This window comes from Neorhizobium phenanthreniclasticum (genome assembly GCF_040066075.1).
In the GTDB taxonomy this organism is placed as follows: domain Bacteria; phylum Pseudomonadota; class Alphaproteobacteria; order Rhizobiales; family Rhizobiaceae; genus Neorhizobium; species Neorhizobium petrolearium.
Genome location: NZ_JBEAAL010000026.1, coordinates 17,879 through 43,989, shown reverse-complemented (window position 1 = coordinate 43,989; position 26,111 = coordinate 17,879). Strand labels below are relative to the sequence as shown.

Below are 26,111 nucleotides of genomic sequence, written 5' to 3'. Positions count from 1 at the left end.
TCAAGCCGGAACACGAAGGAACGAGCCGAGGCGAGCGATCATGAACTGGCGGCTTTTGTCGTGGAGCGTCCTGGGCGTGATCGCACTTTTGCTGGCGATCGGCGGCACCTGGATTTTCTCGCTGCCTGCGGCGACGGCCGCGGCGGCCATACGACCGATTCCACAGGAAGAAACTGACGCAACGATTGCAGCGTTGAAGCCCCCGAAACGCATGCGCCCCGTGGTGGCGATCATCGGCATCAACGACGGAACCGAAACGACCGACTATCTCATGCCCTATGGCATCCTCCGGCGCGCCGACGTCGCGGAAGTGATCGCCCTTGCGACGGCTGCGGGGCCGGTGACACTCTATCCGGCGCTCAAGGTCGAAGCGCAGGCAACCATAGCCGATTTCGACGCGCGGTATCCGGAGGGTGCGGACTATGTCATCGTTCCGGCCATGTACCGCGACGATGATCCCACTGCGTTACAGTGGATCAGGAGCCAGGCGGCCAAGAAAGCAATCATCATCAGCGTTTGTGCCGGCGCGAAAGTCGTTGCCGCAGCAGGTCTGCTCGACGGCAAGCGGGCGACGACCCATTGGTATTATCTCGACGAACTGCGCAAGGAACACCCTGCAGTCCGCTACATCGCGGATCGGCGGCTGGTCGTGGATCAGGGCATTGCGACGACAACGGGGATCACCGCTTCCATGCCGATGATGCTGACATTGATCGAGGCCATCGGCGGCAGGAACAAAGCGGAGAGCACCGCCCGGGATCTAGGCCTTGCGGGGTGGGATGCGCGCCATGACAGCAGCGCCTTTAGGCTTACCCGCCCGTTCGCGCTGGCGGCAATCGGCAATACGCTTGCTTTCTGGAACCGGGAAAAACTCGGCATCGAACTTACGCCCGGCATGGACGAAGTGTCGCTCGCCCTCGCGGCCGATGCCTGGTCGCGGACCTACCGGTCCCGGGCAGTGACGTTCACCGCGACTTCCGAGCCGCAGCAGAGCCGCAACGGCATCCGCCTTGTTCCCGAAGAAGTTACAGCACACTGGCCAAGGGATCTGCTGGTTCCAACAATCGACGATCGGCAGCCGGCGAAGGTCCTGGACGAAACCCTTCGTGCCATTACCGATCGCTATCAGGCGCGCATCGCCGAGTTCGTCGCCATGCAGCTCGAATACCCGCGGCGGGACATGCCGCAATAAGATCGGCCGTCCCGAAGGGTGCGCCGCGCGTGAGGAGCGGAGCCACGAAAGGGCCGATTTCCTACGTTCCCTTTGCGGGAGGAGTGGGCCGATCGTCTGGCAAGCCAAGGGAGGATAACCAGCGATGAAGGTATTGATAGCAGGGGCCGGAATTGGCGGATTGACCACAGCCCTTTTCCTGCATCGGGCGGGAATTGAGGTCGAAATCTTCGAACGCGCCGAGGAGGTGCGCGAGCTCGGCGTCGGCATCAACATGCTTCCGCATGCCGTCGGTCAACTGGTCGATCTGGGGCTGATGGCGGACCTCGACGAGGCAGGTATCCGCACGCGCGAACTCATCTATGCAAACCGGTTCGGGCAGGTCGTGTGGCAGGAATTGCGAGGCCTCGATGCCGGTTACGACGTGCCGCAGTTCAGCATCCATCGCGGCAAGCTGCTGGGGCTGATATACCGGGCCGTGGTCAACCGGCTTGGCCTAGGCGCCATCAGGACCGGATGCCGGATAGATGGCTTCGAGCAGACCGCCGAAGGCGTCACGGCACTTTTGACCGGGCGCGACGGCTCCCGTGGCGAGGTCCGGGGCGATCTTCTGATCGGCGCCGACGGGATCCATTCCGCCGTGCGAGCCGCGCTCTATCCCGCCGAGGGTTCGCCGACCTGGAGCGGCATCATGCTGTGGCGCGGTGCTACCCAGTGGCCGAAATGGCGGGACGGGCGCACGATGGCGATCGCCGGCGGCAATTTCGCGAAATTCGTCTATTACCCGATCGAGGCGGATCCGAAAGAGCCAGAGAGACGCCTGACGAACTGGGCCGTGATGGCGAAGACCGCCGAGACGGGCACGCAACCTTTGCGACGGGAAGACTGGAGCCGATCCGGCATCATGGACGAAGTGCTGCCCTTCGTGCGCGACCGGTTCCATCTCGATTTCGTCGACCCGGCGGCGATCATCGAGGCGACGGGCAGCTTTTACGAATATCCCAACTGCGACCGCGACCCGCTGCCTCGCTGGTCGTTCGGGCGGGTTACGCTGCTCGGCGATGCGGCCCACCCCATGTATCCGGTGGGTTCCAACGGCGCGAGCCAAGCCATTCTCGATGCAAAAAGCATTTCCACGCATCTGCAGAAGGCCGGTGAAATCGAGGCTGCGCTTCTGGCCTATGATGCCGAGCGCCAGCCTGCCACATCCGATATCGTGCTCGCCAACCGACGGGGCGGACCGGAAGGCGTCATCGACATGATCGAAGCCCGCGCGCCCGACGGGTTCGACGACATCGATGCAATCGCCTCCTACGAAGAGCGCAAGAGCGTGGTCCGGGGCTACGCCTCATTAGCCGGATTCGCGCGGCCATGACGGCCTCGGCCCGAAGCATCGAGTTTGCGCTGCGAATAAAATATCGAGCACCTGCCGTCCTACACATAATTGTCACCTGAAGCTGTTATAGGCATAATCATCCGAATGAATTCAGGATTCATCCGAATGATAGAGATGTCTGAAGCGCCAGCCATCCGCTCCAAATGGGGGCAATGGCAGACAGTCGAAGAACAGATCAGCAGGGACATCGCCTCCGGAACGCTTGTCCCCGGAGCCCGGTTGCCGACCGAGATCGAGATCATGCATCGGTTCAGCGTCGGGCGACATACCGTCCGGCGCGCGATTGCCGAGCTCGCCAGCGCAGGAAAAGTCCGTGTCGAACAGGGGCGCGGCACTTTCGTGGAGGAGCAGTCCGTCATCCGCTATAACATCGCGCGACGGACGAGGTTCAGCAAGAACCTCAAGGAACAGGGGCGCGTTCCCTCGGGCCAGCCGGTCGAGGAACTGGAAATCCCGGCGCCGCCCATCGTGGCCGCGGCGCTTCGGATACCGGAAAGCGACCCGGTCTATATGATCGTCCGGCGGGGATTTGCCGACGACGTCCCGATCACCGTCAGTCGCGCCTATCACCCGGTCAGCCGGTTTCCCAACATGCACATTCGCCGGCATCAGGGCGTATCGGTGACCGAAATCTACCGGGACTTCGGCATTCCGGATTACTTGCGCCATCGCACCACGATCTTCACGCGCCTCCCGATCACCGAGGAGGCTCGCCTTCTGGCACAGTCGCAGGAACAGCCGGTGCTCGTGGTCCAAAAGGTCGATGTCGACATGCAAGGCTGCCCGATCGGTTATTCGGAAACCGTCTGGGCGGGAGAGCGTATCCAGTTCGCGATCGATTACGACGAAGAGCCCGGCAACGTGGATGCGGCGGCCGGTGCACAGAAAGAGTAGGGAAGCATGACCGATCTCAAAGACGCAGAACCGTTCATCGGCCCATACAGCCACGGCGAAACACTCAGCATCATGGCAGCCAGCCGGCCCGCCCGGATAAAGGCCTGCGCGGAAGCACTTCTGGATGGGCTCGGGGATGTGGACGTGCTCGTCAACCGCACCGGCCTTGCCATGCTGCCGATGGTCGACACGGTCCGCGACACGGCGTTCCATCTTGGTGAAGTCTTGCTCGCCGAAGCCCATATCCGCGTGCCCGGGCGAAACGTCGAGGGCTATGGCGCGGTCGTCGGCCGCGATCTGGAGCATGCCATGGCGATCGCCGTCATCGATGCGGCAATCGCGGCGGAGCATTCCGGCGAGCTGGTTCTCGAATTTCTCGACTCCGAGAAGACCCATCAGGAAGAGGGCGATCGCAAGCGGCTGAGGAAGGTCGAGGCGACACGCGTGCAGATGGAGACCTTCTGACCATGACCTTGTCCATCCTTCCGACCGCCGGGGACATCCGCACCAATGCGGCTTTCGAAGAGCTGATGTGGGCGCTCGCCCGTCCCGGGCTGGAGCGCCGCCTTCCCACAACCGGCTTTCGAGCCATAGCCGAAACCCTCATCGATCGCGAATGTACGTTCCACGTCGCGGATGACGCCGCGCTTTCCGAACTGCTCATGCTGACGGGCGGAAAACCCGCCGCCATCGAGAACGCCGACTATGTCTTCGCGCCGCTCGCAACTGCCGAGGATGTGGCCATGCTCTCGGGGTTGCGCATCGGCACGCTCGCCTATCCGGACGAGGCAGCCACGCTTTTTGCGTCAGCCCGTTTCGGCGCCGGACAGGCATTGCGCCTAATTGGTCCCGGCATACGCGGATCGCTCACCATCCGGATCGACGGCATCCATCCGTCCTTCTGGCGGATGCGCGCCAATTCCATCCACTATCCGCTCGGATGGGATCTCTACGTCCTGGATGGCGACCGGCTGATCGGCATCCCCCGCTCAACCAAGATCGAGGTGCTGTGATGGCCTATGTGGCAACAAGAGGCGGCGAACGCGCCATCGAACAATCCGAGAGGTTCTACCGAGAAGATCTCGGCATCATCACCCGCGAGCGGGTGGATGCCATGCGCGAGGGCCTTCCCTACCTGATCGACAGGCTGATGGGAGAAGCCTCGCTTTACGAACCCGACCTTGCCGCGCTTGCGCTGGCGCAGGCCGGAGGCGACCTCTACGAGGCGGTGCTTCTGTTGCGGGCCTACCGGACGACCCAGCCGCGGCTTGCCGTTGCAGAACCGGTGACGCAGCCGGATCTCTTCACGGTCCGGCGCATTTCCGCCGCCTTCAAGGATATTCCCGGCGGACAGATTCTCGGCCCGACGCTCGATTATTCCCACCGCCTGCTGCAGGTCGGCGTGCTGAACGGCCAGAATTACGAACCGCCGGCGGTCGAGCCCGCGAAGGAACCCGCACCGGCGACCCAGCCCTCGCTCGCTGTCTGGCAGAAGGCGCAGGGGCTTATCCCCGACCATCCGGCTCAAACCGTGCCGACGGAGGACATTCCGGACGTCACACGCGAGCCGCTGCTCTTTCCGGCAAGCCGCGCGCACAAGCTGCAGAGCCTGGCGCGCGCCGACACGGGCGGGACTCTGGCGCTCGGTTATTCGACGATGCGGGGCTACGGCTCGGTCCACCCGACTGTCAACGAACTGCGACTTGCCGAAGCACCGGTGCGAATGCGCCATCCACGCGGAACGATCTTCAGCGCCGGTCGGGTTCGCATCAGCCAGACGGAAGTGATCTCCAAGGCGAGGGAACTGGAACTCGGTTTTGCGGCTACCTTCGGCTGGAACGAGGTGAAGGTGATCGCCGCCGCGACGCTCGATCTTGCTTCGAACCAGCCGAACCCGCATCCGGCATCGAACGAGGAATTCGTGCTCTATCATACGGAGCCGGTCGAAGGTTCCGGCTTCTGCATCCACTTCAAGCTGCCGCATTACGTGACGTTCCAGTCGAGCCTCGACGCCTTGCGCCGGGTCAAAACGGACCAGCAGGAAGCCGCCATCGCAAAGGCAAAACCCGAGACGGAAATGCAGCCAGAAGAAGACGAGGTTTTGCTGTGAAACTCAATGAACTGACCAAGCCATGGTCGGCCTTCAACTATGGTTTTCTCGATGAATCGGCCAAGCGCGAAATTCGCCGACGCACCCTCAAGGCTATTGCCATTCCCGGTTACCAGGTCCCTTACGCGAGCCGCGACGTTCCGATTGCCCGCGGCTGGGGCACCGGCGGGCTGCAGGTCACGCTCACGCTTCTCAAACCGGACTCGGTGGTGAAAGTGATCGACCAGGGGGCGGACGATTCGGTCAATGCCAGCAGCATCCGCAAGTTCCTTGCCAAGGTCGGCGGCGCCACCGAGACCAGTGATACGACCGAGGCGACGATCATCCAGTCCCGCCACCGCATTCCGGAGGAAAAGCTCCGCGAGGATCAGATTCTCGTGCTGCAGGTTCCCAATCCGGAGCCGCTGCGCCCGGTCCAGCCTGACATGTCGATCGCCCGCGAAATGCATGGCGATGCGGATTACGGCCAGCTCTGGCTGATCCTTTATGAGCAGCTCGTCAGATCGGGGCGGATCATGCAGGGATCGAGCTATCCCAGCATGGTCAACGGCCGCCATGTCATGACGCCGTCGCCGATCCCGCGCTGGGACGTACCCAAGCTCAATCAGGCAGACCACCTGACGATCCTTTCGGCGGGGCGGGAAAAGCGCATCTTCGCCGTGCCGCCTCATACCAGCGTCGAACCTCTCGTTTTCGACGACGTGCCCTATCGCGTCGAGGACCATCAGGACAAGACCTGCTACCGCAGCGGGGTCGAAGGCTTCTTCATGAACGAGCTGCCGCAGGACGACGGCTCGTCGCTCTATGAGCTCTCCGACAGTCATTTCGGCATCAAGAACATCCGCAAGGCGGAGGGCGAGCCGGTGACGCTCAGCGAAACCTGGTACAAGAACGGAAGGATGGAATGATGGCCGACGCATTCTTCGATGGCCGCACGCCGGCCATCCGGCACCAGCCTCCGCGACTGATGACGGCAGCGCCCATCCTGACAATGCACGGCATCAGCCGTACTTACGGCAACGTGCAGGCGCTTCGAAGCGTCGATGTCATGGTCTATCCGGGGGAAGTGCTCGGCATCGTCGGAGAATCCGGCTCCGGCAAGTCCACACTGCTGAGGATGATGAACCTCGAGGATACGCCTGATGCCGGCACCTACCATCTGGCGCTTCCCGGGCGTATAGACGACAACCTCTTCACGCTCGACCGCTTCCAGCGGAGGATGCTGAGAGCGCACCATATCGGCATCGTCTACCAGAACCCGCATCTTGGCCTGCTGATGAGGCACAGCAGCAGCGGCAATGTCGCCGAGCGATTGCTGATCGCCGGCGAACGCAACTTCGCTGCCTTACGCCAGCGCGCCAGGGAAGCGCTCGACGCCTCCGAATTTCCACTGACGCGCATGGACGCGCGGCCTTCCGAACTGTCGGGCGGAATGCAGCAGCGCGTCCAGCTCGCCAAGGCGATCGCGCTCGAACCGGCATTGCTTCTGCTCGATGAGCCGACGACAGGTCTCGACGTCAGCGTCCAGGCCCTCGTCCTCGATACGCTGAAGACGTTGCAGCGCGACCGCAACATCACCATGGTACTCGTCTCGCATGATCTCGGCGTCATACGCACGATGGCAGACCGGGTTATGGTGATGCGCAGGGGCGAGGTGGTGGAGCAGGGGCTTGCGGACCAGATATTCCAGGACCCGCAGCATGAATACACCCAGCAGCTCGTGCATGCGAAACTCTGACGTGAAGAGGCGAACGTGAACATTCACACATCCGCGATGCCGTCACCTGCGCCGGTGCTGCGCGTCGAAGGCCTTTCGAAACAGTTCGAAATGCATCATCTGAAGCGCACCCTGTTTGCCTTCGAAAATATCGGCTTCGAGCTGAACGAGGGCGAGTTCATCCTGTTGAAGGGCGAAAACGGCGCGGGCAAATCCACCCTTCTGCGGACCCTCTACCGGTCTTACCTGCCGCGCGCGGGGCATGCCTATTACCACACGCGGGAAGGCGTCATCGACCTCGCGGCCGCCGCCGATGTCGACATCGCCCTGCTGCGCCGCCGGGAGATCGGTTTTGTCACGCAGTTCCTCAACGCACGTCCGCGCGTGGCCGCGGACGAGATCGTCGCCGAGCCCCTCAGGCTTGCCGGCACGCCGCGCGCCGAGGCCCTATCGGAAGCCCGCCGCTGGCTTGCCGCCTTCGGTGTCAAGCCGCAGCTCTGGCCAGCCTATCCCTCGACATTTTCGGGAGGCGAGCAGCAGAAGGTCAATCTCGCGCGGGCGCTCATCCTGCCGCAGCGCCTTCTGCTGCTCGACGAGCCGACGGCCTCGCTCGACCGCTCGGCGCGCCGGGCGCTGGTCGGGCGCTTGGCCGAGCTCAAGGCCTCCGGTGTTGCAATGATCGGGGTCTTCCATCATCCCGAAGACGTAGCCGGTCTGATCGACCGGGAAATTCAATTGGAAACAATCAGGATTGCAGATGAGGCAGAAGAGGATGTGGTTGAGTGATTTCGAGATCGTCCTGCGCGATCGGGTAATAGAACGCGGGGCCGTCAGGATCGAAGACGGGCTGATCGCCGAGATCCGCGACACGCCCGTACTGGATGCGGATATCAGCGGCGATGGCCGGCTCCTCCTGCCCGGCTTCGTCGACATGCATGGAGACATGATCGAGAAGGAAATCGAACCGCGCGCCAACGTGCGCATGCCGCTCGAACTCGGCATCTACGATCTCGACAAGAAACTCGCGGCCAACGGTGTCACCACCGCCTATGCGGCACTCGCCTTCACGCCGGCTACCTATGGCCATGTCCGCTCCGTCGAGCATACGACCGTGATGATCGAGACGTTGGGGAAAATGCGTGACGAACTCCTCGTCGACCATCGGGTCCATGCCCGTTTCGAGATCACTTTCCCATCCGCGGTGGAAGTCGCCGAAAAGCTGATGGCGGCCGGCGCGCTCGGCCTGATCTCGCTGATGGATCACACGCCGGGACAAGGCCAGTATCGCGATCTCGAAATCCACACCCGCAACATGGCGAAGGCGAGGAAGATCGACTACGCGGCCGCCGTCGAGATGGTGAAGGAACGAATGGCCCAGCGCGAGGCCCATGGCGATGCAACGCATGTCGTCACGGGACTGGCGGAGCTGGCCAGGAACAAGGGCGTCTCGATTGCCTCGCACGACGACGACACGCTCGAAAAAGTATCGCTGATGCACGGCCTCGGGGTGGCGATCAGCGAATTTCCGATCACGCTCGAAGTGGCCGCCGAAGCCCGTCGCCTCGGCCTTGCGACCGCCATGGGCGCACCAAACGCACTGCGCGGCCTTTCCTATTCCGGAAACCTCTCGGCGCGTGAAGCCTTTGCGGCCGGCGTGCTCGATATTCTCGCCAGCGATTATCACCCCTCCGCGATCCTGCCCGCCGTGCTGGCGCTTGCGGAGATCGGCAACGGCGGATTGCCGGCTGCCGCGGCGCTCGCCAGCGCGAATCCGGCGGCGGCCCTCGGACTGTCAGATCGCGGCCGTATCGAAGAAGGATTGCGCGCCGATCTCGTCATTGCGGAAAGAGGCAGAATGCCGAGGTTGCGGGCCACCATCCGAGCGGGGCAACAGGTCTGGTCGGACGGGGTCGTTGGCAATCGTCCCAAAGTGGCTGCGTGAAGAACACTGCAGGCCAGGTCCAAAGGCCCGGCCTGCACGACAGGTGGTCATTTATTCCAAAAAATAAAGCAATCATTTGAAAGTTTCGAATGTTTTTCAAAAATTCTGAAATATTTTTTTGAAAATTCACGAAATATAATAATTCTGTCATGCACGACAACTATGAAATACTTCCAGTAGGCAGGCACTGCCATCCCTTCGATGGGAGACCAAAATCCATGTTGTTTTTTTGGATGGGATAGATGCTGGAACTATACTCTCTGAAGAAATCCTTTGGACAGGTGGATGCTGTCGATGATGTGACGGTGACCATCGATGCCGGCCAGATGGTCGGCATCATCGGAAGAAGCGGTGCGGGCAAATCGACACTGCTGCGGCTGGTCAACCGGCTGATCGAGCCTTCGAACGGAAAAATCCTTTTCAATGGGCGCGATATCACCAAACTGAAGGGGCGCGACCTGCGTTTGTGGCGTGCGTCCTGCGCCATGATCTTCCAGCAGTTCAATCTCGTGGAGAGGATGGATGTCCTCACCAATGTCCTGATCGGCCGCGTCGCGCATCAAGGTTTTCTGCCAACGATAACGCGGCACTTCAGCGAAGCGGAGAGGGCCATGGCCGTCCAGGCGCTCGATCGTCTCGGACTTTTGCCGCAGGCCCTGCAGAAGGCGGGGACGCTGTCCGGCGGGCAACAGCAACGGGTCGCCATCGCCAAAGCCCTGGTTCAACGTCCCGAAATCATGCTTGCCGACGAGCCGATTGCGTCGCTCGATCCGGCGAATGCGACCCGCGTCATGGAAGCCCTGCGGAAGATCAACCGGGAGGACGGGATCACGGTTCTTGTCAATCTCCACACGCTCGATACGGCGCGGGCCTATTGCGACAGGATCATCGCCATGCGCGCCGGCCGCATCGTCTTCGAAGGCCTGCCCAACGAGCTGACGCGCGATCGATTGAACTCGATCTATGGCGTCGGCGACGATGCAGACTTCGAAATCGATGAATCCGTGACATCAACAGCCATTGCTCCTCCCGCAGGCTCTCAAGCCAGGCAGACGACAATGGCGTGACGCCAAGCTCCGGCAACAGCGCCGGGTATAATCAATCCCTGGAGAAACATAATGAAGAACGTCCTCTTGACGATGGCCGTAACGGCCGCGCTTGCCCTTGCCGGCTCCGCCCATGCACAGGAATGGAAACAGACCTACAAGACGATCCGCTACGGCGTCCTCTCGGGCGAAAACGAGAAGGACCGCGTCGCCCGCTGGAAGGGCTTCGAAGCCTATCTCGAAAAACAGCTCGGCGTTGACGTCGAAATCTTCACCGCCGGCAATTATGACGGTGTGATCCAGGCACTGGCCGCCGACCAGATCGAATTCGCCTCGCTCGGCTCGTCGGCCTATGCCGCCGCCTATACCGAGACGAATGGCGGCGTCGAGCCGCTGCTCGCGGGCGTCGACAAGGATGGATCAAGCGGCTACTTTTCGGTCGTCACCGTCCGCTGCGATTCCGGTTACAAAAGCATCGACGACCTGAAGGGCAAGGTTCTGGCCTTTGCGGATCCGGATTCCACGTCCGGTTATGCGGTTCCCTATTTCAACCTGGTAAAGCAGGGCTACGATCCAAAGACCTTCTTTTCGGCCGTTCCCTTCTCCGGCTCGCATGAAACCGGCGTGATGGGCGTCTTCAACAAGCAGTTCGATGCTGCTGCCACCTATATCAATACCGAGAAGAACGGCATTCCGCAGCGCATGGAAACCAAGGGCATGATCGCTGCGGGGCAGATCTGTCGTATCTGGCAATCGCCGGAAATCACCAACGGTCCCCTCACCGCCCGCAAGAACCTGCCGGCCGGCCTGATCGCAGCGGTCAGGACCGCCGTCAAAGACCTGCCGAAGAACGACCCCGCCGTCTACAAGGAAATCACGTCCGGCGACCCGACCGTGAACGGCTATATCGAGGTCGACCATAAGCGCTACGAATGGATCATCGAGATGCGCGACTGGCTGAAGAAACAGCGCCGCCAGGGCTGATACGGGAGAAAGGCGCGGCACCGGAATGGCCGGTGTCGCCGATTTGCGGGACATCGATGATGAGCGATCTTTCCCAAGCGATCCACGGTTTCGAGACCGAATATGCGAAGACCCGGAAGAAGGCGCGGCGCCTGCAGGTCGCCTCCACGCTCCTCTTTGCCGGCGCCGTGCTGTTTTCGGCCTATGTCGGCGGTTTCTTCGGCTTTACCGACGTCACGCTGCCTTCCGGCGAGCGCGTTTCGATGCCGAAGCTGTGGGCCGGCCTGCCGCGACTTGGCGAATATCTCGAAAAGACCATCCCGACGCTGAGATTGACAAGCCTCGGACCCGACCTCACCGAATGGTTCTGGCGCTGGGAGACATGGTTGCGCCTGCTTGGGGAAACGATCCTCATCGCCTATGCGGCAACCGTTCTCGGCGTCGCAGGAGGTTTCCTGCTCAGCTTTCTCGCGGCGCGCAATCTGAGCCCTGGCCGGTGGCTCTCGATTCTCGTGCGCCGCTATCTCGAGATCATCCGCACCGTTCCCGAACTCGTCTGGGCGCTCATCTTCGTCTTCTGCTTCGGTGTCGGCCCGCTTGCCGGGATGCTTGCGATCGGCGTTCACGCAACCGGCTCGCTCGGCAAGCTCTATTCGGAAGCCAACGAGAATATCGATATGCGGCCACTCGACGGCATCAAGGCATCCGGTGGCAACTGGTTCCAGCAGATGCGCTACGGCGCCGTGCCCCAGGTCATTCCGAACGTGATCAGCTATACGTTGCTGAGGTTCGAGATCAATGTCCGGTCCTCCTCCATCATCGGCTATGTCGGAGCGGGCGGGCTTGGCCAGGAAATCCGCACCGCAATGTCCCTGCAGGAATATACGGACCTCTCGGCGCTCTTCGTCATCATCCTCGTCAGCGTCACCATCATCGATTTCCTGAGCGAGAAACTGCGCCATAGAATTATCGGCCTCTCGGAGCACTGGACATGACGCGCGCTTCCGACTTCCATGATGCCGATCTGGTGAATGCCGCCAGGGGCCGCCTGCCGGATGCGTTCCGCCGCCCCCTGTTGCGGCGTCTCGCACCGGCGATCATCACGATTGTGCTGATCGCGCCGCTTGCCTATAGCGCCGTGGCTTTCGGCGCCACGCCGGGAAGGCTCATCGAGGGCCTGTCGCGGCTCGGCAATATCCTTGCCTTCATGTTCCCGCCGCATCTGTGGACCACATGGCAGGAATGGAGCGAAATCCTCGAAGGCCTCGGCGAAACCGTCGTGATGGCCTTCCTCGGGACATTGCTCGGAGCTGTCGTCGCCCTGCCGCTCGCCTTTCTCGGGGCGAAGAACATCATGCCGCTCACCTGGCTTCGACTGTTGTCCCGCCGCGGATTCGATACGCTGCGTGCCGTGGAACAGATCATCCTCGCCCTGATCTTCATCCGCGCCTTCGGGCTCGGTCCGCTCGCCGGCATCCTCGCCATAGCCGTCTCGGAGGTCGGCACTTTCGCCAAACTGTTCTCCGAGGCGATCGAGAATACGTCGCGCAAGCCCGTCGACGGCGTGAAGGCGTCCGGCGGCAGCAACATGCAAGCCATACGCTACGCGATCATGCCGCAGGCACTGCCGGTGATCCTGTCGATCATTCTCTACAATTTCGAATCCAACGCCCGCTCCGGCACAATCCTCGGCATTGTCGGCGCAGGCGGCATCGGTTTTCTGCTGGCCGATCGCATGCACGCCTTCCGATGGTCGGAGGCCTGGTCGATCATCTTCCTGATCATCGCCACCGTCTACATGATCGATTCCGCATCGGCATGGATCCGCAGGAAGCTGATCTAAGATGTTGACGGCCGCATCGATGTCCTGATGCACAATGCCAGACCTACGATCTTCGTCCGGACCGACCCGGGATGGTACCGACGTGGGCTTCGCCGTGCTCGACCGCGTCCGGGCCGAAATGCCGCGCAGGGTCGGCCTCTCCGACCTTCTGAAGCCACAGCTTCCGGCCTGACAAGGAAACCTTGCGATGGCGGGGCCCTTGCGTCCCCGCCATCAATCACACGGTCAGCTCCGCAGAACGCGGTAGACCGCCGGAATGACCAGCACCGTGAGCAGCGTCGACGAGGCAAGCCCGAAGAGCAGCGAGATCGCCAACCCCTGGAAAATCGGATCGGCGAGAATGACCGCGGCGCCGATCATCGCCGCAAGCGCGGTGAGCAGGATCGGCTTGAAACGGATGGCACCCGCCTCCAGCAGCACGTCGACCAGCGGCCGGTCAGGTCCGCCGGCATGGCGGATGAAGTCGGCGAGCAGGATGGAATTGCGCACGATGATGCCGGCCAGCGCAATGAAGCCGATCATCGAGGTTGCCGTAAACGGAGCGCCGAACAGCCAGTGCCCCAGCATGATACCGATGAAAGTAAGCGGAATCGGCGTCAGGATGACCAGCGGCAGCTTGAACGAACCGAACTGGGCGACGACCAGGATGTAAATGCCGAGGATCGCTACCATGAAGGCTGCCCCCATGTCGCGGAAGGTCACCCAGGTCACCTCCCATTCGCCGTCCCACAGGAGCGTCGGCCGGGTCTCGTCGTCAGGCTGTCCGTGAAGAGAGGTGACGGGCTTCGGCAGATTGCCCCAGTCGGCCTTGTCGATGGCGTCCTGCACGGCGAGCATGCCGTAGATCGGCGCTTCGTAGGCACCCGCAAGCTCGGCCATCACCATTTCCGCCGCGCGGCCATTGTGCCGGAAGACCGGATAGGATGCCGGTTCGCGCTGGACATCGACCACGTCGCCGAGTTCGACCACACCGCGCCCGCCCGGCAGCGTATCGGCAGGCACCGGCGTCGCCAATGCACGCTCGCCGACCGTGGCGGCCTCTTTTGGCAAGGCGATCCGGATCGGTATCGGTTGGCGGCCGCCGCGATGGGAATAACCGACCGTCGTGCCGGCATAGAGATAGTTCAACGTATCATAGACGTCGGACTGCTCGACCCGGTAATATTCGAGATTGTCCTGGTCGATGGCGATGCGCGTCCGTTCCGACTGGTTGTGATAGCTATCGTCGACATCGACGATGAAGGGGACGCTTGCGAAGGCTTCACGCACCTTGCCGGCCACCGCGCGACGGGTTTCCGGGTCCGGACCGTAAACTTCGGCAAGCAGGGTGCCGATCACCGGCGGACCGGGCGGCGGCTCCACGATCTTCAGCACGGTGCCCTCCGGCAGGTCCAGCCCCTTGAGACGCTCGCGCAGATCAAGAGCAATGGCGTGGCTTGCGCGCTCCCGCTCGCCCTTGGGCGAGAGGTTCACGGCCACCTGACCCTGTTCGGGGTTGGCCCGCAGATAGTAGTGCCGTACCAGCCCGTTGAAATCGAAGGGCGCGGCCGTTCCCGCATAGGCCTGGAACGAGACTATCTCCGGAACCGGGGCGAGCCTTTCGACGACGGCCTGCAGGGTGCGGTCCGTATCCTCCACAGACGATCCCTTCGGCAGGTCGAGGACGACCTGGAGATCGGACTTGTTGTCGAACGGCAGCAGCTTCACCGTCACGTGCTTCGTATAGAGGAGCCCGAGCGAAGCCAGCGTGGCGAAGCCGACGATCAGGAGAAATGCCCAGGAACGTGCCTTGGTCTTCAGGATCGGCCGGGCGGCTGCGACGTAGAGCCGGCCAAGCATGCCACCTTCTGCACCTGCCGTATCATGCCCCGCGCCCGCATGTTCCCTGCTGATCTTCAGCATCAGCCACGGGGTGAGGATCACGGCCACGAAAAAGGAAAACAGCATGGCCGCCGAGGCGTTGGCAGGGATCGGGCTCATGTAGGGGCCCATCATGCCCGACACGAAAAGCATGGGCAGAAGAGCCGCGACCACCGTCAGCGTCGCAACGATGGTGGGATTGCCGACCTCGGCAACCGCATCGATGGCGGCCTGCGTTCGCGAACGTCCGTCATGCATCGCCCAGTGGCGCGCAATGTTCTCGATGACGACGATCGCGTCATCGACCAGGATGCCGATCGAGAAGATGAGCGCGAACAGGCTGACGCGGTTCAGCGTATAGCCCATGATCCATGCCGAAAACAGCGTGAGCAGGATCGTCGTCGGGATGACGACCGCGACGACCACGGCTTCGCGCCAGCCGATGGCAACGGCGACGAGCACGACGATGGAGACCGTCGCCAGGCCGAGATGGAACAGAAGCTCGTTGGCCTTCTCATTGGCGGTCTCACCGTAATTGCGCGTGACCGTCATCTCCACATCGGCCGGGAATATCTGGCCGCGTACCTGCTCAAGGCGCTGCTGGATTTCCTCCGCGATCACCACGGCGTTGGTGCCAGGTCGCTTGGCGATGGCGAGCGAAACCGCCGGTGCCCGGTTGAGCCCGTCCTGGGCCTTGCGGATATCCGTGACGCGGTTCTCCGCGGGCGACGTCGCGAGCACGACGCTGGCGACATCACGTACATAGACAGGGCGCCCGTCACGCGCGGTGAGCAGCAGGTTGCCGATCTCGGGCAGCGCCTGAAGGGTCTGGCCGGCAACGACGGCACGCTGACCGCCATCATCACGGATCGTGCCGATGCGGAACGAACGATTGGCCCCCTCGATCTTGGCGGCAAGCTGTTGCAGCGTGATGCCGTAGAGCGAGAGCTTTTCGGGGTCTGGCTCGACGCGGAACTGCTCCGGCTGCTCGCCGACGATGTAGGTCAGGCCGATATCGGGCAGTTTCGAAACCTCGACCTGCAGTTCCCGCGCCAGCCGCGTCAGATCGTTCGCCGTCCAGCGCGAGGCGGCCTCCTCGTTCGGCCGCAGGGTGACGACGACGATCGCAACATCATCAATCCCGCGGCCGACGATCAGCGGCTCCGGAATACCGACCGGGATACGGTCCATATTCGCGCGGATCTTTTCGTGCACACGGAGAATGGCCGCATCCGCATTGGTGCCGACCTCGAAACGCGCGGTGACCAAGGTGCCATCGTCCTCGGTCTGGGAATAAACATGCTCGACCCCATCGATGCTCTTGACGATGGTCTCGAGCGGCTCGGTGACGAGCTTGACTGCATCCTCCGCCTTGAGCCCGTTCGCATCGACGTGGATGTCGACCATCGGCACGGAGATCTGCGGCTCCTCTTCGCGCGGCAGCGTCAGCAGCGCGACCAGGCCGAGCGCCAGTGCAGCCAGCAGGAAAAGCGGTGTCAGCGGGGAGGTGATGAAGGCGCGGGTAAGACCGCCAGCGATACCAACTTTCATGGCAGCAGGATCCGATCGCCGTCGCGCAGGCCCGAGAGGACCTCGGTGCGCTTCATGCCGTCCTCTTCGAAGGTTTCTCCCAGGATCACGGCGACATCCATTTCGCCATCGGCTGTGGCGACCTTCACATAGTCGACGCCATGCACGGTGCGGATTGCCTCCGGCGGCACGGCGAGAGCCGTGCGCTTGCCGACCGGGATCGATACCAGCGTGCGCTCCTTGACGAAGTAGTCACCAATGCCTTCGACCTCGACATCGGCGATCACACGTCCGTCGCTGATTTCCGGATAGATCTTGACAATCCGCCCCGCATGGGCGGTGGCGGCCTGGCCAGGAGACTGCGTGAGGCCCCGTTCCCCGACCATGACCGGCGCGCCCTGCACGATTTCCGTCGCATGGCGTTCCGGCAGGGACAGTCTCAGATAATACGGGCCCGGGGCGACGCGAGCGATATCTTCCCCGGCCAGGACGACGGAACCGAGGGTTACCGGCACGGTGAGTACCCGACCGGTCGCCGGCGCGACAACCTCGCCTTCCCGCACATTCTGCTCGATTACGGCCTTCTCTGCCTTGGCGACGGTCACCTCGTTGGAGGTTACCTCAAACTGCGTTCTTGCCAGATCCAGGCGAGCCTGGCTGCCGGTGCCAGTTTCCCTAAGCTGCTGCGACCGTTCAAGGTCGATGCGGGCGTTATCGAGCTGCGAGTTCAGCGCCTTGATCTTGGCGTCCGCTGCGTTGAGTTGAAGCGCGAGCTTGTCGTCGACAATCAGCGCGATGATCTGTCCCTCATTGACCTCGTCACCCTCGCTAACGTGTATCTCGCGGACGGAGCCGCCGATGCGGGTGCGGGCCGGAACCACGATATGGCTTTCGACCTGACCGAAAACGGCCTTCATCTCGTGAATCGTGACAGGCTTGACGATGAACTCCGCAGCCCAGGACCCCTGGACTGCGAGAACCGTCGTCGCGATGAGGGCGGCACCGGCAAGGTGAATAATAGATCGAAACATGGATGCTATTCTTTCGGGGAGCGGCATTGCCTGCTGCTCCCCATGTTGGAGGGATATGGTCGGATCACCCGCTGCCGCTGTTCAGTGGAACGCGGTGCCGGCCTTGATTCCGAGCTTCTTGAAGACGATGGCCGCCGGGCAAAAGCCGGTGACCGAAGCCTGGATCAGGTTCAGCCCGACGAAGACTGTCAGCAGATACCACCACGGCGACACGTAGAAGCCGAGCGCCAGGGACACGAGGACCATGAAGCCGGCAAACATCATGACAGCACGATCGATTGTCATTGTTTTCTCCTTCTGCTTTCCCGAACGGCGCTCACTCGGCCGTCTCCATGTGGATTTCCTTCAGCTTCTTGATTCCGAGCAGGTCGAGCACGAGGTTTTCATAGAAAGTGTCGCTCTTGCCCTGCCGGACCTTGTGAAGGAAATATTTCTCGAAGCCGACCTTGGCGGCGTGAACCCAGCGCCCTTGCGACGACCAGTTGACGTTGCGCGGCGGTATCTGCGGCTGGGCGACAAAGGCGATGCCGTCATCACCGAAATCGGCAAGGCAGACAGCATTCCAGCTCGCAACGGCCTTCGGTTCTCCGCCCTTGACGAGGGCGGCGATGTTTTCCGCCGTCGCGGTCACCATGGATTCGATCATGAACCCCGTCTTCGGCACGCCGACCGCCAGGGGCGTCTTGCCGACAGGCGGGATGGCGACGCACACCCCGACCGCGAAGACATTCGGATAGACCGGATTACGCTGATGCTTGTCGATGACGATGAAGCCGCGCGGATTGGTCAGCCCCTCTATGCCGGCGACCGCCGGCACGCCACGGAAGGCCGGCAGCAGCATCGAGAAGGAAAACGGCAGTTCGTGCGCCGTCTTGACGGAACCATCGTCATTCACTTCCTCGACGAACAGCTTGTCCTGCTCGACCCTGGTGGTCCTGGCATTGGCGATCCATTTGATATGACGCTCTCTGAGAGCGCTTTCGATAAGGCCCTTGGTGTCGCCGACGCCGTCCAGGCCAAGATGGCCGATATAGGGTTCCGGTGTCACGAAGGTCATCGGCACCCGGTCACGGACGCGCGCGTTGCGGAGGGCGGTGTCCAGGATGAAAGCGAATTCATAGGCCGGACCGTAGCAGGAGGCGCCCTGTGCGGCGCCGATCACGATCGGGCCCGGCGCCTTGACGAGCTTGTCGAAAGCCGCCTTGGCCGCCACGGCATGATCAGTATGGCAGATGGATTGAGTATACCCATCCGGGCCAAGTCCGGGAACCTCGTCGAAGGCGAGATCCGGCCCCGTTGCGATGACCAGATAATCGTAATCGACGATATCGCCGCCGTTGAGCCGGATCCGGTTCAAGGCCGGCTCAACGCGTTCGGCCCCTTCCGGGCGCAATGCGATGTCCCGCTGCTTCAACACGGGAACAAGGTCGACGGCGATATCCTCCGGCTGCCTCCAGCCGACGGCGACCCAGGGGTTCGAGGGCACGAAGGAATAGGTCGAGCCCAGGTTGACGACAGTGACGCGATCATCGCGCCGGAGCTTGGCCTTCATTTCGTAGGCCATTATGATTCCGCCGAGACCTGCACCAAGAATGACGATGTGAGACATGGCATTTCCTCCAGAGCCGTTTGCCTTATTCTTCCTGTGTCGCGCCAATCCGCCTTGATCCTGCTCAATTTCGCCGGACTGGTGGTGGAATCCGGCACCGGAACAGGCCTCCCCGCCTACCTGGCGCGGTTCGAATGCCTTGCATGTAACATTCAAAGATTATAAATTCAAGAATATGAATGTAGAGAATATGATCCCAGCCGCCGAGTCGGCAGCCGAGCTGATGCGCAGCCTGTCTCATCCACAGCGCCTGCTGGTGCTGTGCGCTCTGGCGGAGGCAGAAAAATCCGTCGCCGAATTGCGCCAGGAGCTTTTGATCGAGCAGGTGCCCATGTCGCAGCAACTCATGCGGCTGAGGGCAGACGGGCTTGTCGAGGCGCGCCGCGAGGGAACAACAGTTTATTATCGCATCGCACGTCCTGAAGTATCGGTCGTCGTCGGCGCGCTCTATTCGGCATTCTGTGGGGGTTTAGGCCCGAAGAAGTGACTGACGCGAGAAAGACCGCTTCGGTGAAATCGTAAAGAGAGAGGCGCCATCGCAGGATGGCGCCTCTGCAGGTTCGCTATCGCGAGCGACCATCTGTCGCAACCGAAGCGGATTGGGACCGCCTCTGCGCCGCATCATCCATCAGCTCGTACCACATGGCGTTGAGGACGGCGAAGGCGGCGGCAAGCGGTAAGCCAAGAAGCCAAGCGAAATACCACATTCCAGTTTTCCTTTCCGTTCAATAAGCGTGGCCGGTGCCGTCGCGGATTTCCTTTTCATCGACCTTGCCCCACAAAACCCGGTAGACCCAAGCCGTGTAGGCGACGATGATCGGCACGAAGATCACCGTCACGACGAGCATGATGAAAAGCGTGAGATGGCTCGATGAGGCATCCCAGACCGTCAGGCTCGACCGGGGATCGACCGACGAAGGCAGGATGAAGGGAAACATCGACAATCCGACCGTCGAGATGATGCCGAGGATCGAGACGGCCGTGGAAAGTATCGTCAGGATTTCCCGCCGGCCGCGCATGAAGACGAGGCCACCCGCCGCGCCGAGAAAACCCAGGGCGGGCGCGATCATCATCCAGCCGTGAGCCGTATAGTTTTCAAACCAGACACCGGGAGCCTGTTCGGCGGTCTTGCCGAGCGGGTTCGACGGGCCGGTGGTGACGATCTCGCTGGTAATCCGATAACCGTCGATACCGAGCCACAGCCACAATCCTCCGATCGCGAACAGGGCGATCGTCGCGATCGCAGCGATGCTGCCATAGCCGCGTGCGCGCACGGCGACGGGCCCCTCGGTTTTCAGGATCAGCCAGGCCGCGCCATGCATGAGGAGCATGGCCACGGAAAGGAGCCCGCAGAGCAGGCCGAACGGATTGAGCAGTTCGAACAGCGTCGTGCCCTCATAATAGATACGAAGGTCGCCGTCGAAATGGAATGGAACGCCCTGGAGCACGTTGCCGACGGCAACGCCCATGACAAGCGCGGGCACGAAACCGCCGACGAAGAGCGCCCAGTCCCAGGCGGACCGCCATGCCGCGCTCTCACGCTTTGAGCGGTATTTGAAACCGACCGGACGCAGGATGAGCGCGAACAGGATCGCGAACATGGCAAGGTAGAAACCCGAGAAGGAAACCGCATAAAGCGGCGGCCATGCGGCGAAGATCGCGCCCCCGCCGAGGATCAGCCAGACCTGGTTGCCTTCCCATACCGGCCCGACGGCGTTGATGACGACGCGCCGCTCGACATCCGTCCTGGCGACGAAAGGCAGGAGGGAGGCGGTCCCGAGATCGAAGCCGTCCATCACGGCAAAGGCGATCAGCAGCACGCCGAGCAGCAGCCACCAGATGATGCGCAGGGTCTCATAGTCGATCAAGTCATGCAGGATCATTGTCTTACTCCGCGGCTACGAGGGAGGGCGATACGAGTTCGGCTTCCGGTTCATCGTCCGGTTCCGGCCCCTTGCGGATCGCCCGAACCATCAACGCCATCTCGATGATGAACAGGACCGTATAGATCAGTACGAAGCCGATGATCGTCAGGAGCACAGTCGAAGCGCCGAGGTTGGAAACCGCAGCGGCTGTCGGCAGCACACCCTCTATGATCCAGGGCTGGCGGCCGAACTCGGCGACAACCCAGCCTAGTTCGGCGGCAATCCAGGGCAATGGTATCGCGAAGGCGGCCACACGCAGCAGGAAGGGATAGCGATCGAGCATGCGCCGCGCCGAAAGATAGAAGAACAGGGCCGTCAGGGCGATGAAGAAGAAGCCCAATCCGACCATGATGCGGAACGACCAGAAGAGCGGCAGAACGCCCGGTACCGTATCCCAGGCCGCGCTGTCGATCTGCGCATCCGTCGCCTGGCGCGGATCGTCGACATACCGCTTCAGGAGCAGCGCATAACCAAGATCGGAGCCACGGTCCTCGAACGCTTTGCGCACTTCCGGGGCGACAGTACCGCTCTCTCCCCCCGCGCGGATCTGCTGGAGAGCGTCGAAAGCGATGATGCCATTGCGAATGCGGATCTTCGCATGCTCGACCAGGTCTTCGATACCGGGAATCTCGGTCGTCAGCGAACGCGTGCCGATCAGCCCCATGACCCAGGGGATGTGGATCGCATAATGGGTCTCGCGGGCTTGCTGATCCGGGATACCGATCAGCGTGAAGGCGGCCGGCGCCGGCTCGGTCTTCCACATCGCCTCGATGGCGGCGAGCTTCATCTTCTGATGCTCGGTGGAGAGATAACCGCTTTCGTCACCCAGCACGACGACCGAGAGCGACGAGGCTAGGCCGAAGGAGGCCGCCACGGTCATGGAACGTTTCGCCAGTTCGGCGTACCTGCCGTTCAGCAGATACCAGGCGGAAACGCCGAGCACGAAGATCGAAGCGGTGACGTAGCCGGCGGAGACCGTATGCACGAATTTCGCCTGGGCGACCGGATTGAAAAGAACGGCGAAGAAGTCCGTAACTTCCATGCGCATGGTCTGCGGATTGAAGGCCGAGCCGACCGGATTCTGCATCCAGCCGTTGGCGATCAGAATCCACAGCGCAGAGAAGTTGGAGCCGAGCGCGACCGCCCAGGTCGCGATGAGATGACCGACTTTCGAGAGCTTGTCCCATCCGAAGAAGAAGAGGCCGACAAAGGTCGCTTCGAGGAAGAAGGCCATCAGCCCCTCGATCGCAAGCGGGGCGCCGAAGATATCGCCCACATAGTGGCTGTAATAGCTCCAGTTCATGCCGAACTGGAATTCCATCACGATGCCGGTGGCGACGCCGAGAACGAAGTTGATGCCGAACAGCGTGCCCCAGAATTTCGTCATCTGCCGCCAGATCGTCCGGCCGGTCATCACATAGACCGTTTCCATGATCGCCAGCAGCACGGAGAGACCGAGCGTCAGCGGCACGAAGAGGAAATGGTAGAGCGCGGTAATCGCGAATTGCAAACGCGATAGTTCTACGATGCCAAGGTCCATTTCAGTTTCTCCGTTTGCTCCGGTCTGCCGCCACTATGGCAAAAACCCGGCAGGCCGCACTTGATTATCGTCAAAGTCTGGTTAGTCGGGTCGCAACGCGTCGAGGGCGTCGGTGAAATCCGGCTCGCCCCGCCGCATGACGGCGATTATGATTCCGCGATCCATGATGGCCAGACGATCGGCGACCGCGGCTTCCCGCCGGATATGCGTCGCGATGACCATCGTTCGGCCCGCCGATCTCGCGTCGAGACGATCAAGCACGTCGCGCGCCGTTGCGCCGTCCAACCCTTCAGTAGGCTCGTCGAGCAGCCAGAGCGGCGTATCGCGGAGGAAAAGTCGTGCAAGGGCAAGCCTGCGCGCCTGTCCCCCTGAAAGGCCGTGACCGCCCTCCCCGAGCCGGGTCTCAAGTCTCGCCGGCAAGGCCTCGACATCACGTCGCAGACCGGCGGCATCCAATGCATCCCACAGACAGATGTCGGTTGCCTCAGGATCGGCAAGGCGGAGATTGTCGCGCAGGCTGTCCTGGAACAATTCGGTACGCTGTGTCAGGAGCGTCGCTTTGAGACATTCAACACGCCCGGCTTCGACGCCAATCTCGCCGGCGATGAGCGCAAGGAGGGTCGACTTGCCCGCACCGCTCGGCCCGATCAAAGCTATCCGCTCACCATCGCGGATCGAAAACGTCACGCTACGCAATGCCGGCGCCGAAGTGCCGGGATGCCGGACCGCGACGTCCTGCAGGCGAACGGCGACGCCGGGCGGTGGCGCAATGTCGACTGGCGCCAACCCTCGGTCTTCCAGCCGGGGCGAGATCCGATACGCGGCAAGCAGCGTGCGGCCGAGTTCGACCGCGCCTCGCCGCAGGGCGCCGAAAGGTTCGAGCGCCGCGAGCGCCAGCATCAGACCGAGTGCGGCGACCGGAGCACCGATCGAGCCGGCCTCCACGAGGAAAGCCATTGCGACAAGGGTCGCGGCCAGCAGCAGCGCGCTCGCGATACCGAAACCCGCTTCGGCCCACGTTTCGATGCGGTTCAGAGCATCATCGCTCCCGGAGAGGTAACGGTCGACGGCCGCAAGGCTTTCCTGGCGTGCCCGGAGCCGACCGGCCATGATCCACTCGCGTTGGCCGGCAACGAGGTCGATCACCTGCGAGCGGAAGACCTCCAGGGCGCGGGCGCGACGCTGGACAGGCCGCCTCGCGGCCATGGCCGCCGCGACCGGTATGCCGATCCCGGCGATGATGAGAAGCGTGGCGACGGCAAGCCCCAGGAGCGGATGCATCAGCCCCAGGGCGATGCCGCTCGCCAAGGCAACCAAAAGGGCGCCGGCAATCGGCACCAGCACACGCAGATAAAGCGAATCGAGCGCGTCGATATCGAGCGTCAGGCGGAAAAGGAGGCGCGCCGGTCGCTTGGCGAGTTCGCCCGCGGCGCCGGACACCGCCCAGCCCCGAAACAACCGTTCGCGCAGGCCCGAAAGGATCCGCAGCGTCGCGTCATGCGTCATCAGCCGCTCGCCATAACGGGCGGCCGTGCGCGCCAGTGCGAGAAAGCGGATGCCCGCCGCCGGCGCGAAAACATCGAAGGCGAGTGCCGTCGCCACAGACAGTCCGGCTATTCCGGTGGCGGTGATGAACCAGCCGGAAAGGCCAAGGAGCGCAATGCCGGACAGCACAGTCACGACCGAAAGAAGCGTACCGGCAAGAAGCATGGCTCGATTGCCGGACAGGAACAGGGCGGCGATCGGATGAAGCCGGCGAACAAGGCGTCTCATGCTCCCTCCTCCGGGTTCATCGTCGTCAGATCAACGACGCGGTCCATGCGTGCGGCCAATACGGGGTCATGGGTGGCGACGATCAACGTGCGACCTCGGGCAAATGCGATCAAAGCATCGGTTATGCTCCCGGCGGTGACGGTATCGAGATGGGCAGTCGGCTCGTCGGCGAGGACAAGCCCGGCTTGCGGGGTCGCTATGACGCGCGCCAGCGCCAGTCGCAAGGCTTCTCCGCCTGAAAGGCCGACACCATTTTCCCCGACCGGAGCCGGCCCCCTCCTCGCGGCAACCTCTCCGAGGCCGGCGAGATTTAGGGCCGCCCGGACCGCCTGGCGATCCATATCCGGCCGCCCGAGTGTCACGTTGCCGGCAAGAGTGCCGGCAAAGACATGCGGATTCTGGCCGATCCAGGCGATCTTCCGACGCAGCCGCGCTGCATTATCCGACGAGAGTGCCTCTCCTCCGATCAGGATGCGCCCGCCCTCAGGAAGCGCGAGGCCGGCGATCAGCGCAAGCAATGTCGACTTGCCGTTGCCGCTCGGCGCAAGCAAGGCGATGTGCTCTCCCGACGCAACCTTCAGGCTGAAGCTATCGAATACGGGGCTACCCTGCGGAGAATAGCGAAAGCGGAGATTTTCGACGCGGACGGACAGTGCCGCATAACTGGCGGTAGCGGCTGGCCGTTGCCCGCTTTCCGAACCGGGCAGTTCCGGGCCTTTTTCCGACAGCCGGCGGAGCGCATCGAGCGCCGCTTCTCCTGCCGCACGATCGTGCCACACGGCAGAAAGATCACGCAGCGGCTCGAAGAAGGCCGGTGCGAGCAGGAGAATGAACATGCCCTCGCCAAGCGACAGCTTTTCTCCCCACGCGCCGAAGGGAAGTTGCCCGAGAAGGTGGAAGCCGACATAAACCGCGACCATGGCAACGCCGAGCGCTGCAAAAAGCTCATGGACAGCCGACGAAAGGAAGGCGATCCTCAACACGGCCATGGTGCGCAGACGCAGGTTTTCGGCATTGGTTCTCAGTCTCGATGCCGTCACCTCCACCGCCTCCATGGCGCGGATCGTCGCCAGGCCGCGCAGGCGATCGAGCAAAAAGGCGTTCATGCCGCCCATTTCGGCAAGCTGCGCCTCGCTCGCAGCCTTGGCCCGCCATCCGACCAATGCCATGAAGATCGGAATCAGCGGCGCGGCAACAAGCAGCACAAGGGCTGCGACCCAGGAATAGGTCAGCACGCAGAGCAGAATTGCGACCGGAACGACGGTCGCCCGCAACCGCGCCGGCTGGAAGCGCGAGAGATAGGGCACGATGGCTTCGGCCTGCTCGGCCAGCGTGCTGGCGGCGAGGCCGGAGGCTGGCCGTTGCGGATCAAGCGGAGACCGGGAGGCGAGAACTCCAACGGCACGGGCACGACATTGGGACAAGGCTGCGCGTGCTTCCCGAAAGGCCACGCGATTGCCGAGCGCGGCCAGAACGGACCTGGCGATACCAAGCAGGAGGACACCGGCCGCATACCAGGAAACCGTGCCAACAGTTCCTCCTGCGGCAAGGCTTCCAATGCTCAGGCTCAACAGGCCGGCCTGCGGGAGCCAAAGCAGCGAGGCAAGCACCTGGAGAACCGGCCCGAGGCGCGACAGGCGAATCGGCTCGGACCGTCCCGAGGAAATATTGCCGTCATCAACTTCGGTCGGCGCGGTTTCGGTGACGTTCTCCACCGAACGCGAAGCGGCAGTCCCCATGCGTGCCGCTTGCGGTGGAGCG

General features: G+C 62.5%; 25 protein-coding genes. 16 read left to right on the top strand and 9 right to left on the bottom strand.

Annotated elements, in window-relative coordinates:
* Positions 1-40: 40 nt before the first annotated feature.
* The 15 genes from ABK249_RS26010 to ABK249_RS25940 all read left to right on the top strand — a co-directional run bounded on the left by ABK249_RS26010 (position 41) and on the right by ABK249_RS25940 (position 13,254).
* Positions 41-1,192 (top strand): DJ-1/PfpI family protein, encoded by a 1,152-nt coding sequence (locus ABK249_RS26010; protein ID WP_348864459.1) that lies wholly within the window; start codon positions 41-43, stop codon positions 1,190-1,192.
* Positions 1,193-1,316: 124 nt separating this feature from the next.
* The gene (locus ABK249_RS26005) at positions 1,317-2,546 is read left to right on the top strand and encodes a flavin-dependent oxidoreductase (protein WP_348864458.1); all 1,230 of its coding nucleotides are present in this window, start codon (positions 1,317-1,319) and stop codon (positions 2,544-2,546) included.
* A gap of 126 nt (positions 2,547-2,672) precedes the next feature.
* On the top strand, positions 2,673-3,461 hold the full coding sequence (phnF, locus tag ABK249_RS26000) for a phosphonate metabolism transcriptional regulator PhnF (protein ID WP_081952863.1): 789 nt from the start codon (positions 2,673-2,675) through the stop codon (positions 3,459-3,461).
* A gap of 6 nt (positions 3,462-3,467) precedes the next feature.
* A complete protein-coding gene (locus tag ABK249_RS25995) occupies positions 3,468-3,926 on the top strand; it encodes a phosphonate C-P lyase system protein PhnG (protein ID WP_037152355.1) in 459 nt (152 codons plus the stop codon).
* Between the two features lie 2 nt (positions 3,927-3,928).
* The gene (phnH, locus tag ABK249_RS25990) at positions 3,929-4,474 is read left to right on the top strand and encodes a phosphonate C-P lyase system protein PhnH (protein WP_348864457.1); all 546 of its coding nucleotides are present in this window, start codon (positions 3,929-3,931) and stop codon (positions 4,472-4,474) included.
* Positions 4,474-5,571 (top strand): carbon-phosphorus lyase complex subunit PhnI, encoded by a 1,098-nt coding sequence (locus ABK249_RS25985; protein ID WP_348864456.1) that lies wholly within the window; start codon positions 4,474-4,476, stop codon positions 5,569-5,571. The genes phnH and ABK249_RS25985 overlap by 1 nt, the downstream gene beginning before the upstream one ends.
* The gene (locus ABK249_RS25980) at positions 5,568-6,479 is read left to right on the top strand and encodes an alpha-D-ribose 1-methylphosphonate 5-phosphate C-P-lyase PhnJ (RefSeq protein WP_037152346.1); all 912 of its coding nucleotides are present in this window, start codon (positions 5,568-5,570) and stop codon (positions 6,477-6,479) included. The genes ABK249_RS25985 and ABK249_RS25980 overlap by 4 nt, the downstream gene beginning before the upstream one ends.
* Positions 6,476-7,309 carry an ATP-binding cassette domain-containing protein gene (locus tag ABK249_RS25975; protein ID WP_244446899.1) on the top strand — a complete coding sequence of 278 codons (834 nt, stop codon included), beginning with the start codon at positions 6,476-6,478 and terminating at the stop codon, positions 7,307-7,309. The genes ABK249_RS25980 and ABK249_RS25975 overlap by 4 nt, the downstream gene beginning before the upstream one ends.
* A gap of 15 nt (positions 7,310-7,324) precedes the next feature.
* Entirely contained in the window at positions 7,325-8,074 is a 750-nt protein-coding gene (locus ABK249_RS25970) for a phosphonate C-P lyase system protein PhnL (RefSeq protein WP_227704786.1), read from the top strand.
* Positions 8,061-9,230, top strand: a complete 1,170-nt coding sequence (locus tag ABK249_RS25965; protein WP_348864487.1) for an alpha-D-ribose 1-methylphosphonate 5-triphosphate diphosphatase — start codon at positions 8,061-8,063, stop codon at positions 9,228-9,230. Before ABK249_RS25970 ends, ABK249_RS25965 begins: the two co-directional genes overlap by 14 nt.
* Before the next feature lie 242 nt (positions 9,231-9,472).
* A complete protein-coding gene (gene phnC, locus ABK249_RS25960) occupies positions 9,473-10,297 on the top strand; it encodes a phosphonate ABC transporter ATP-binding protein (protein ID WP_227704785.1) in 825 nt (274 codons plus the stop codon).
* A gap of 51 nt (positions 10,298-10,348) precedes the next feature.
* Positions 10,349-11,260 (top strand): phosphonate ABC transporter substrate-binding protein, encoded by a 912-nt coding sequence (gene phnD / locus ABK249_RS25955; protein ID WP_052182901.1) that lies wholly within the window; start codon positions 10,349-10,351, stop codon positions 11,258-11,260.
* A 56-nt stretch (positions 11,261-11,316) separates the two neighbouring features.
* Positions 11,317-12,234 (top strand): phosphonate ABC transporter, permease protein PhnE, encoded by a 918-nt coding sequence (gene phnE / locus ABK249_RS25950; protein ID WP_348864454.1) that lies wholly within the window; start codon positions 11,317-11,319, stop codon positions 12,232-12,234.
* On the top strand, positions 12,231-13,082 hold the full coding sequence (gene phnE, locus ABK249_RS25945; RefSeq protein ID WP_052182900.1) for a phosphonate ABC transporter, permease protein PhnE: 852 nt from the start codon (positions 12,231-12,233) through the stop codon (positions 13,080-13,082). Before phnE (ABK249_RS25950) ends, phnE (ABK249_RS25945) begins: the two co-directional genes overlap by 4 nt.
* Positions 13,083-13,116: 34 nt before the next feature.
* Complete coding sequence (locus ABK249_RS25940) at positions 13,117-13,254, top strand: short-chain dehydrogenase/reductase (protein WP_227704782.1); 138 nt, start codon at positions 13,117-13,119, stop codon at positions 13,252-13,254.
* A gap of 53 nt (positions 13,255-13,307) precedes the next feature.
* On the opposite strand, the gene ABK249_RS25935 is transcribed toward ABK249_RS25940, so the two are convergent.
* The 4 genes from ABK249_RS25935 to ABK249_RS25920 form a co-directional block, all read right to left on the bottom strand.
* On the bottom strand, positions 13,308-16,493 hold the full coding sequence (locus ABK249_RS25935; protein WP_037152334.1) for an efflux RND transporter permease subunit: 3,186 nt from the start codon (positions 16,491-16,493) through the stop codon (positions 13,308-13,310).
* Positions 16,490-17,503 (bottom strand): efflux RND transporter periplasmic adaptor subunit, encoded by a 1,014-nt coding sequence (locus tag ABK249_RS25930; protein ID WP_037152331.1) that lies wholly within the window; start codon positions 17,501-17,503, stop codon positions 16,490-16,492. Before ABK249_RS25930 ends, ABK249_RS25935 begins: the two co-directional genes overlap by 4 nt.
* Positions 17,504-17,584: 81 nt before the next feature.
* A complete protein-coding gene (locus ABK249_RS25925) occupies positions 17,585-17,788 on the bottom strand; it encodes a YgaP family membrane protein (RefSeq protein WP_037152328.1) in 204 nt (67 codons plus the stop codon).
* 31 nt (positions 17,789-17,819) lie between these two features.
* Positions 17,820-19,112, bottom strand: a complete 1,293-nt coding sequence (locus ABK249_RS25920; protein ID WP_348864453.1) for an NAD(P)/FAD-dependent oxidoreductase — start codon at positions 19,110-19,112, stop codon at positions 17,820-17,822.
* 139 nt (positions 19,113-19,251) lie between these two features.
* Here ABK249_RS25920 and ABK249_RS25915 point away from each other — a divergent pair, with 139 nt between their 5' ends.
* Positions 19,252-19,599: an ArsR/SmtB family transcription factor gene (locus ABK249_RS25915; protein ID WP_348864452.1), complete on the top strand. Its 348-nt coding sequence runs from the start codon at positions 19,252-19,254 to the stop codon at positions 19,597-19,599.
* A 76-nt stretch (positions 19,600-19,675) separates the two neighbouring features.
* Here the strand turns inward: ABK249_RS25915 and cydX are convergent, their stop codons facing one another.
* The 5 genes from cydX to cydD all read right to left on the bottom strand — a co-directional run bounded on the left by cydX (position 19,676) and on the right by cydD (position 26,089).
* Positions 19,676-19,819 (bottom strand): cytochrome bd-I oxidase subunit CydX, encoded by a 144-nt coding sequence (cydX, locus tag ABK249_RS25910; RefSeq protein ID WP_348864450.1) that lies wholly within the window; start codon positions 19,817-19,819, stop codon positions 19,676-19,678.
* An 18-nt stretch (positions 19,820-19,837) separates the two neighbouring features.
* Complete coding sequence (cydB, locus tag ABK249_RS25905) at positions 19,838-20,995, bottom strand: cytochrome d ubiquinol oxidase subunit II (RefSeq protein ID WP_348864449.1); 1,158 nt, start codon at positions 20,993-20,995, stop codon at positions 19,838-19,840.
* Between the two features lie 4 nt (positions 20,996-20,999).
* Positions 21,000-22,577: a cytochrome ubiquinol oxidase subunit I gene (locus tag ABK249_RS25900; protein WP_348864448.1), complete on the bottom strand. Its 1,578-nt coding sequence runs from the start codon at positions 22,575-22,577 to the stop codon at positions 21,000-21,002.
* An 81-nt stretch (positions 22,578-22,658) separates the two neighbouring features.
* On the bottom strand, positions 22,659-24,350 hold the full coding sequence (cydC, locus tag ABK249_RS25895) for a thiol reductant ABC exporter subunit CydC (protein ID WP_348864446.1): 1,692 nt from the start codon (positions 24,348-24,350) through the stop codon (positions 22,659-22,661).
* Positions 24,347-26,089: a thiol reductant ABC exporter subunit CydD gene (cydD, locus tag ABK249_RS25890; protein ID WP_415926488.1), complete on the bottom strand. Its 1,743-nt coding sequence runs from the start codon at positions 26,087-26,089 to the stop codon at positions 24,347-24,349. Before cydD ends, cydC begins: the two co-directional genes overlap by 4 nt.
* Positions 26,090-26,111 lie beyond the last annotated feature (22 nt).

Bases quoted from the DNA above. Each gene is read 5' to 3' on its own strand.
- ABK249_RS26010 (WP_348864459.1), top strand. From the start codon at position 41: ATGAACTGGCGGCTTTTGTCGTGGAGCGTCCTGGGCGTGATCGCACTT.
- ABK249_RS26005 (WP_348864458.1), top strand. From the start codon at position 1,317: ATGAAGGTATTGATAGCAGGGGCCGGAATTGGCGGATTGACCACAGCC.
- phnF (WP_081952863.1), top strand. From the start codon at position 2,673: ATGATAGAGATGTCTGAAGCGCCAGCCATCCGCTCCAAATGGGGGCAA.
- ABK249_RS25995 (WP_037152355.1), top strand. From the start codon at position 3,468: ATGACCGATCTCAAAGACGCAGAACCGTTCATCGGCCCATACAGCCAC.
- phnH (WP_348864457.1), top strand. From the start codon at position 3,929: ATGACCTTGTCCATCCTTCCGACCGCCGGGGACATCCGCACCAATGCG.
- ABK249_RS25985 (WP_348864456.1), top strand. From the start codon at position 4,474: ATGGCCTATGTGGCAACAAGAGGCGGCGAACGCGCCATCGAACAATCC.
- ABK249_RS25975 (WP_244446899.1), top strand. From the start codon at position 6,476: ATGATGGCCGACGCATTCTTCGATGGCCGCACGCCGGCCATCCGGCAC.
- ABK249_RS25965 (WP_348864487.1), top strand. From the start codon at position 8,061: ATGTGGTTGAGTGATTTCGAGATCGTCCTGCGCGATCGGGTAATAGAA.
- phnC (WP_227704785.1), top strand. From the start codon at position 9,473: ATGCTGGAACTATACTCTCTGAAGAAATCCTTTGGACAGGTGGATGCT.
- phnD (WP_052182901.1), top strand. From the start codon at position 10,349: ATGAAGAACGTCCTCTTGACGATGGCCGTAACGGCCGCGCTTGCCCTT.
- phnE (WP_348864454.1), top strand. From the start codon at position 11,317: ATGATGAGCGATCTTTCCCAAGCGATCCACGGTTTCGAGACCGAATAT.
- phnE (WP_052182900.1), top strand. From the start codon at position 12,231: ATGACGCGCGCTTCCGACTTCCATGATGCCGATCTGGTGAATGCCGCC.
- ABK249_RS25940 (WP_227704782.1), top strand. From the start codon at position 13,117: ATGCCAGACCTACGATCTTCGTCCGGACCGACCCGGGATGGTACCGAC.
- ABK249_RS25935 (WP_037152334.1), bottom strand. From the start codon at position 16,493: ATGAAAGTTGGTATCGCTGGCGGTCTTACCCGCGCCTTCATCACCTCC.
- ABK249_RS25930 (WP_037152331.1), bottom strand. From the start codon at position 17,503: ATGTTTCGATCTATTATTCACCTTGCCGGTGCCGCCCTCATCGCGACG.
- ABK249_RS25925 (WP_037152328.1), bottom strand. From the start codon at position 17,788: ATGACAATCGATCGTGCTGTCATGATGTTTGCCGGCTTCATGGTCCTC.
- ABK249_RS25920 (WP_348864453.1), bottom strand. From the start codon at position 19,112: ATGTCTCACATCGTCATTCTTGGTGCAGGTCTCGGCGGAATCATAATG.
- cydX (WP_348864450.1), bottom strand. From the start codon at position 19,819: ATGTGGTATTTCGCTTGGCTTCTTGGCTTACCGCTTGCCGCCGCCTTC.
- cydB (WP_348864449.1), bottom strand. From the start codon at position 20,995: ATGATCCTGCATGACTTGATCGACTATGAGACCCTGCGCATCATCTGG.
- ABK249_RS25900 (WP_348864448.1), bottom strand. From the start codon at position 22,577: ATGGACCTTGGCATCGTAGAACTATCGCGTTTGCAATTCGCGATTACC.
- cydC (WP_348864446.1), bottom strand. From the start codon at position 24,350: ATGAGACGCCTTGTTCGCCGGCTTCATCCGATCGCCGCCCTGTTCCTG.
- cydD (WP_415926488.1), bottom strand. From the start codon at position 26,089: ATGGGGACTGCCGCTTCGCGTTCGGTGGAGAACGTCACCGAAACCGCG.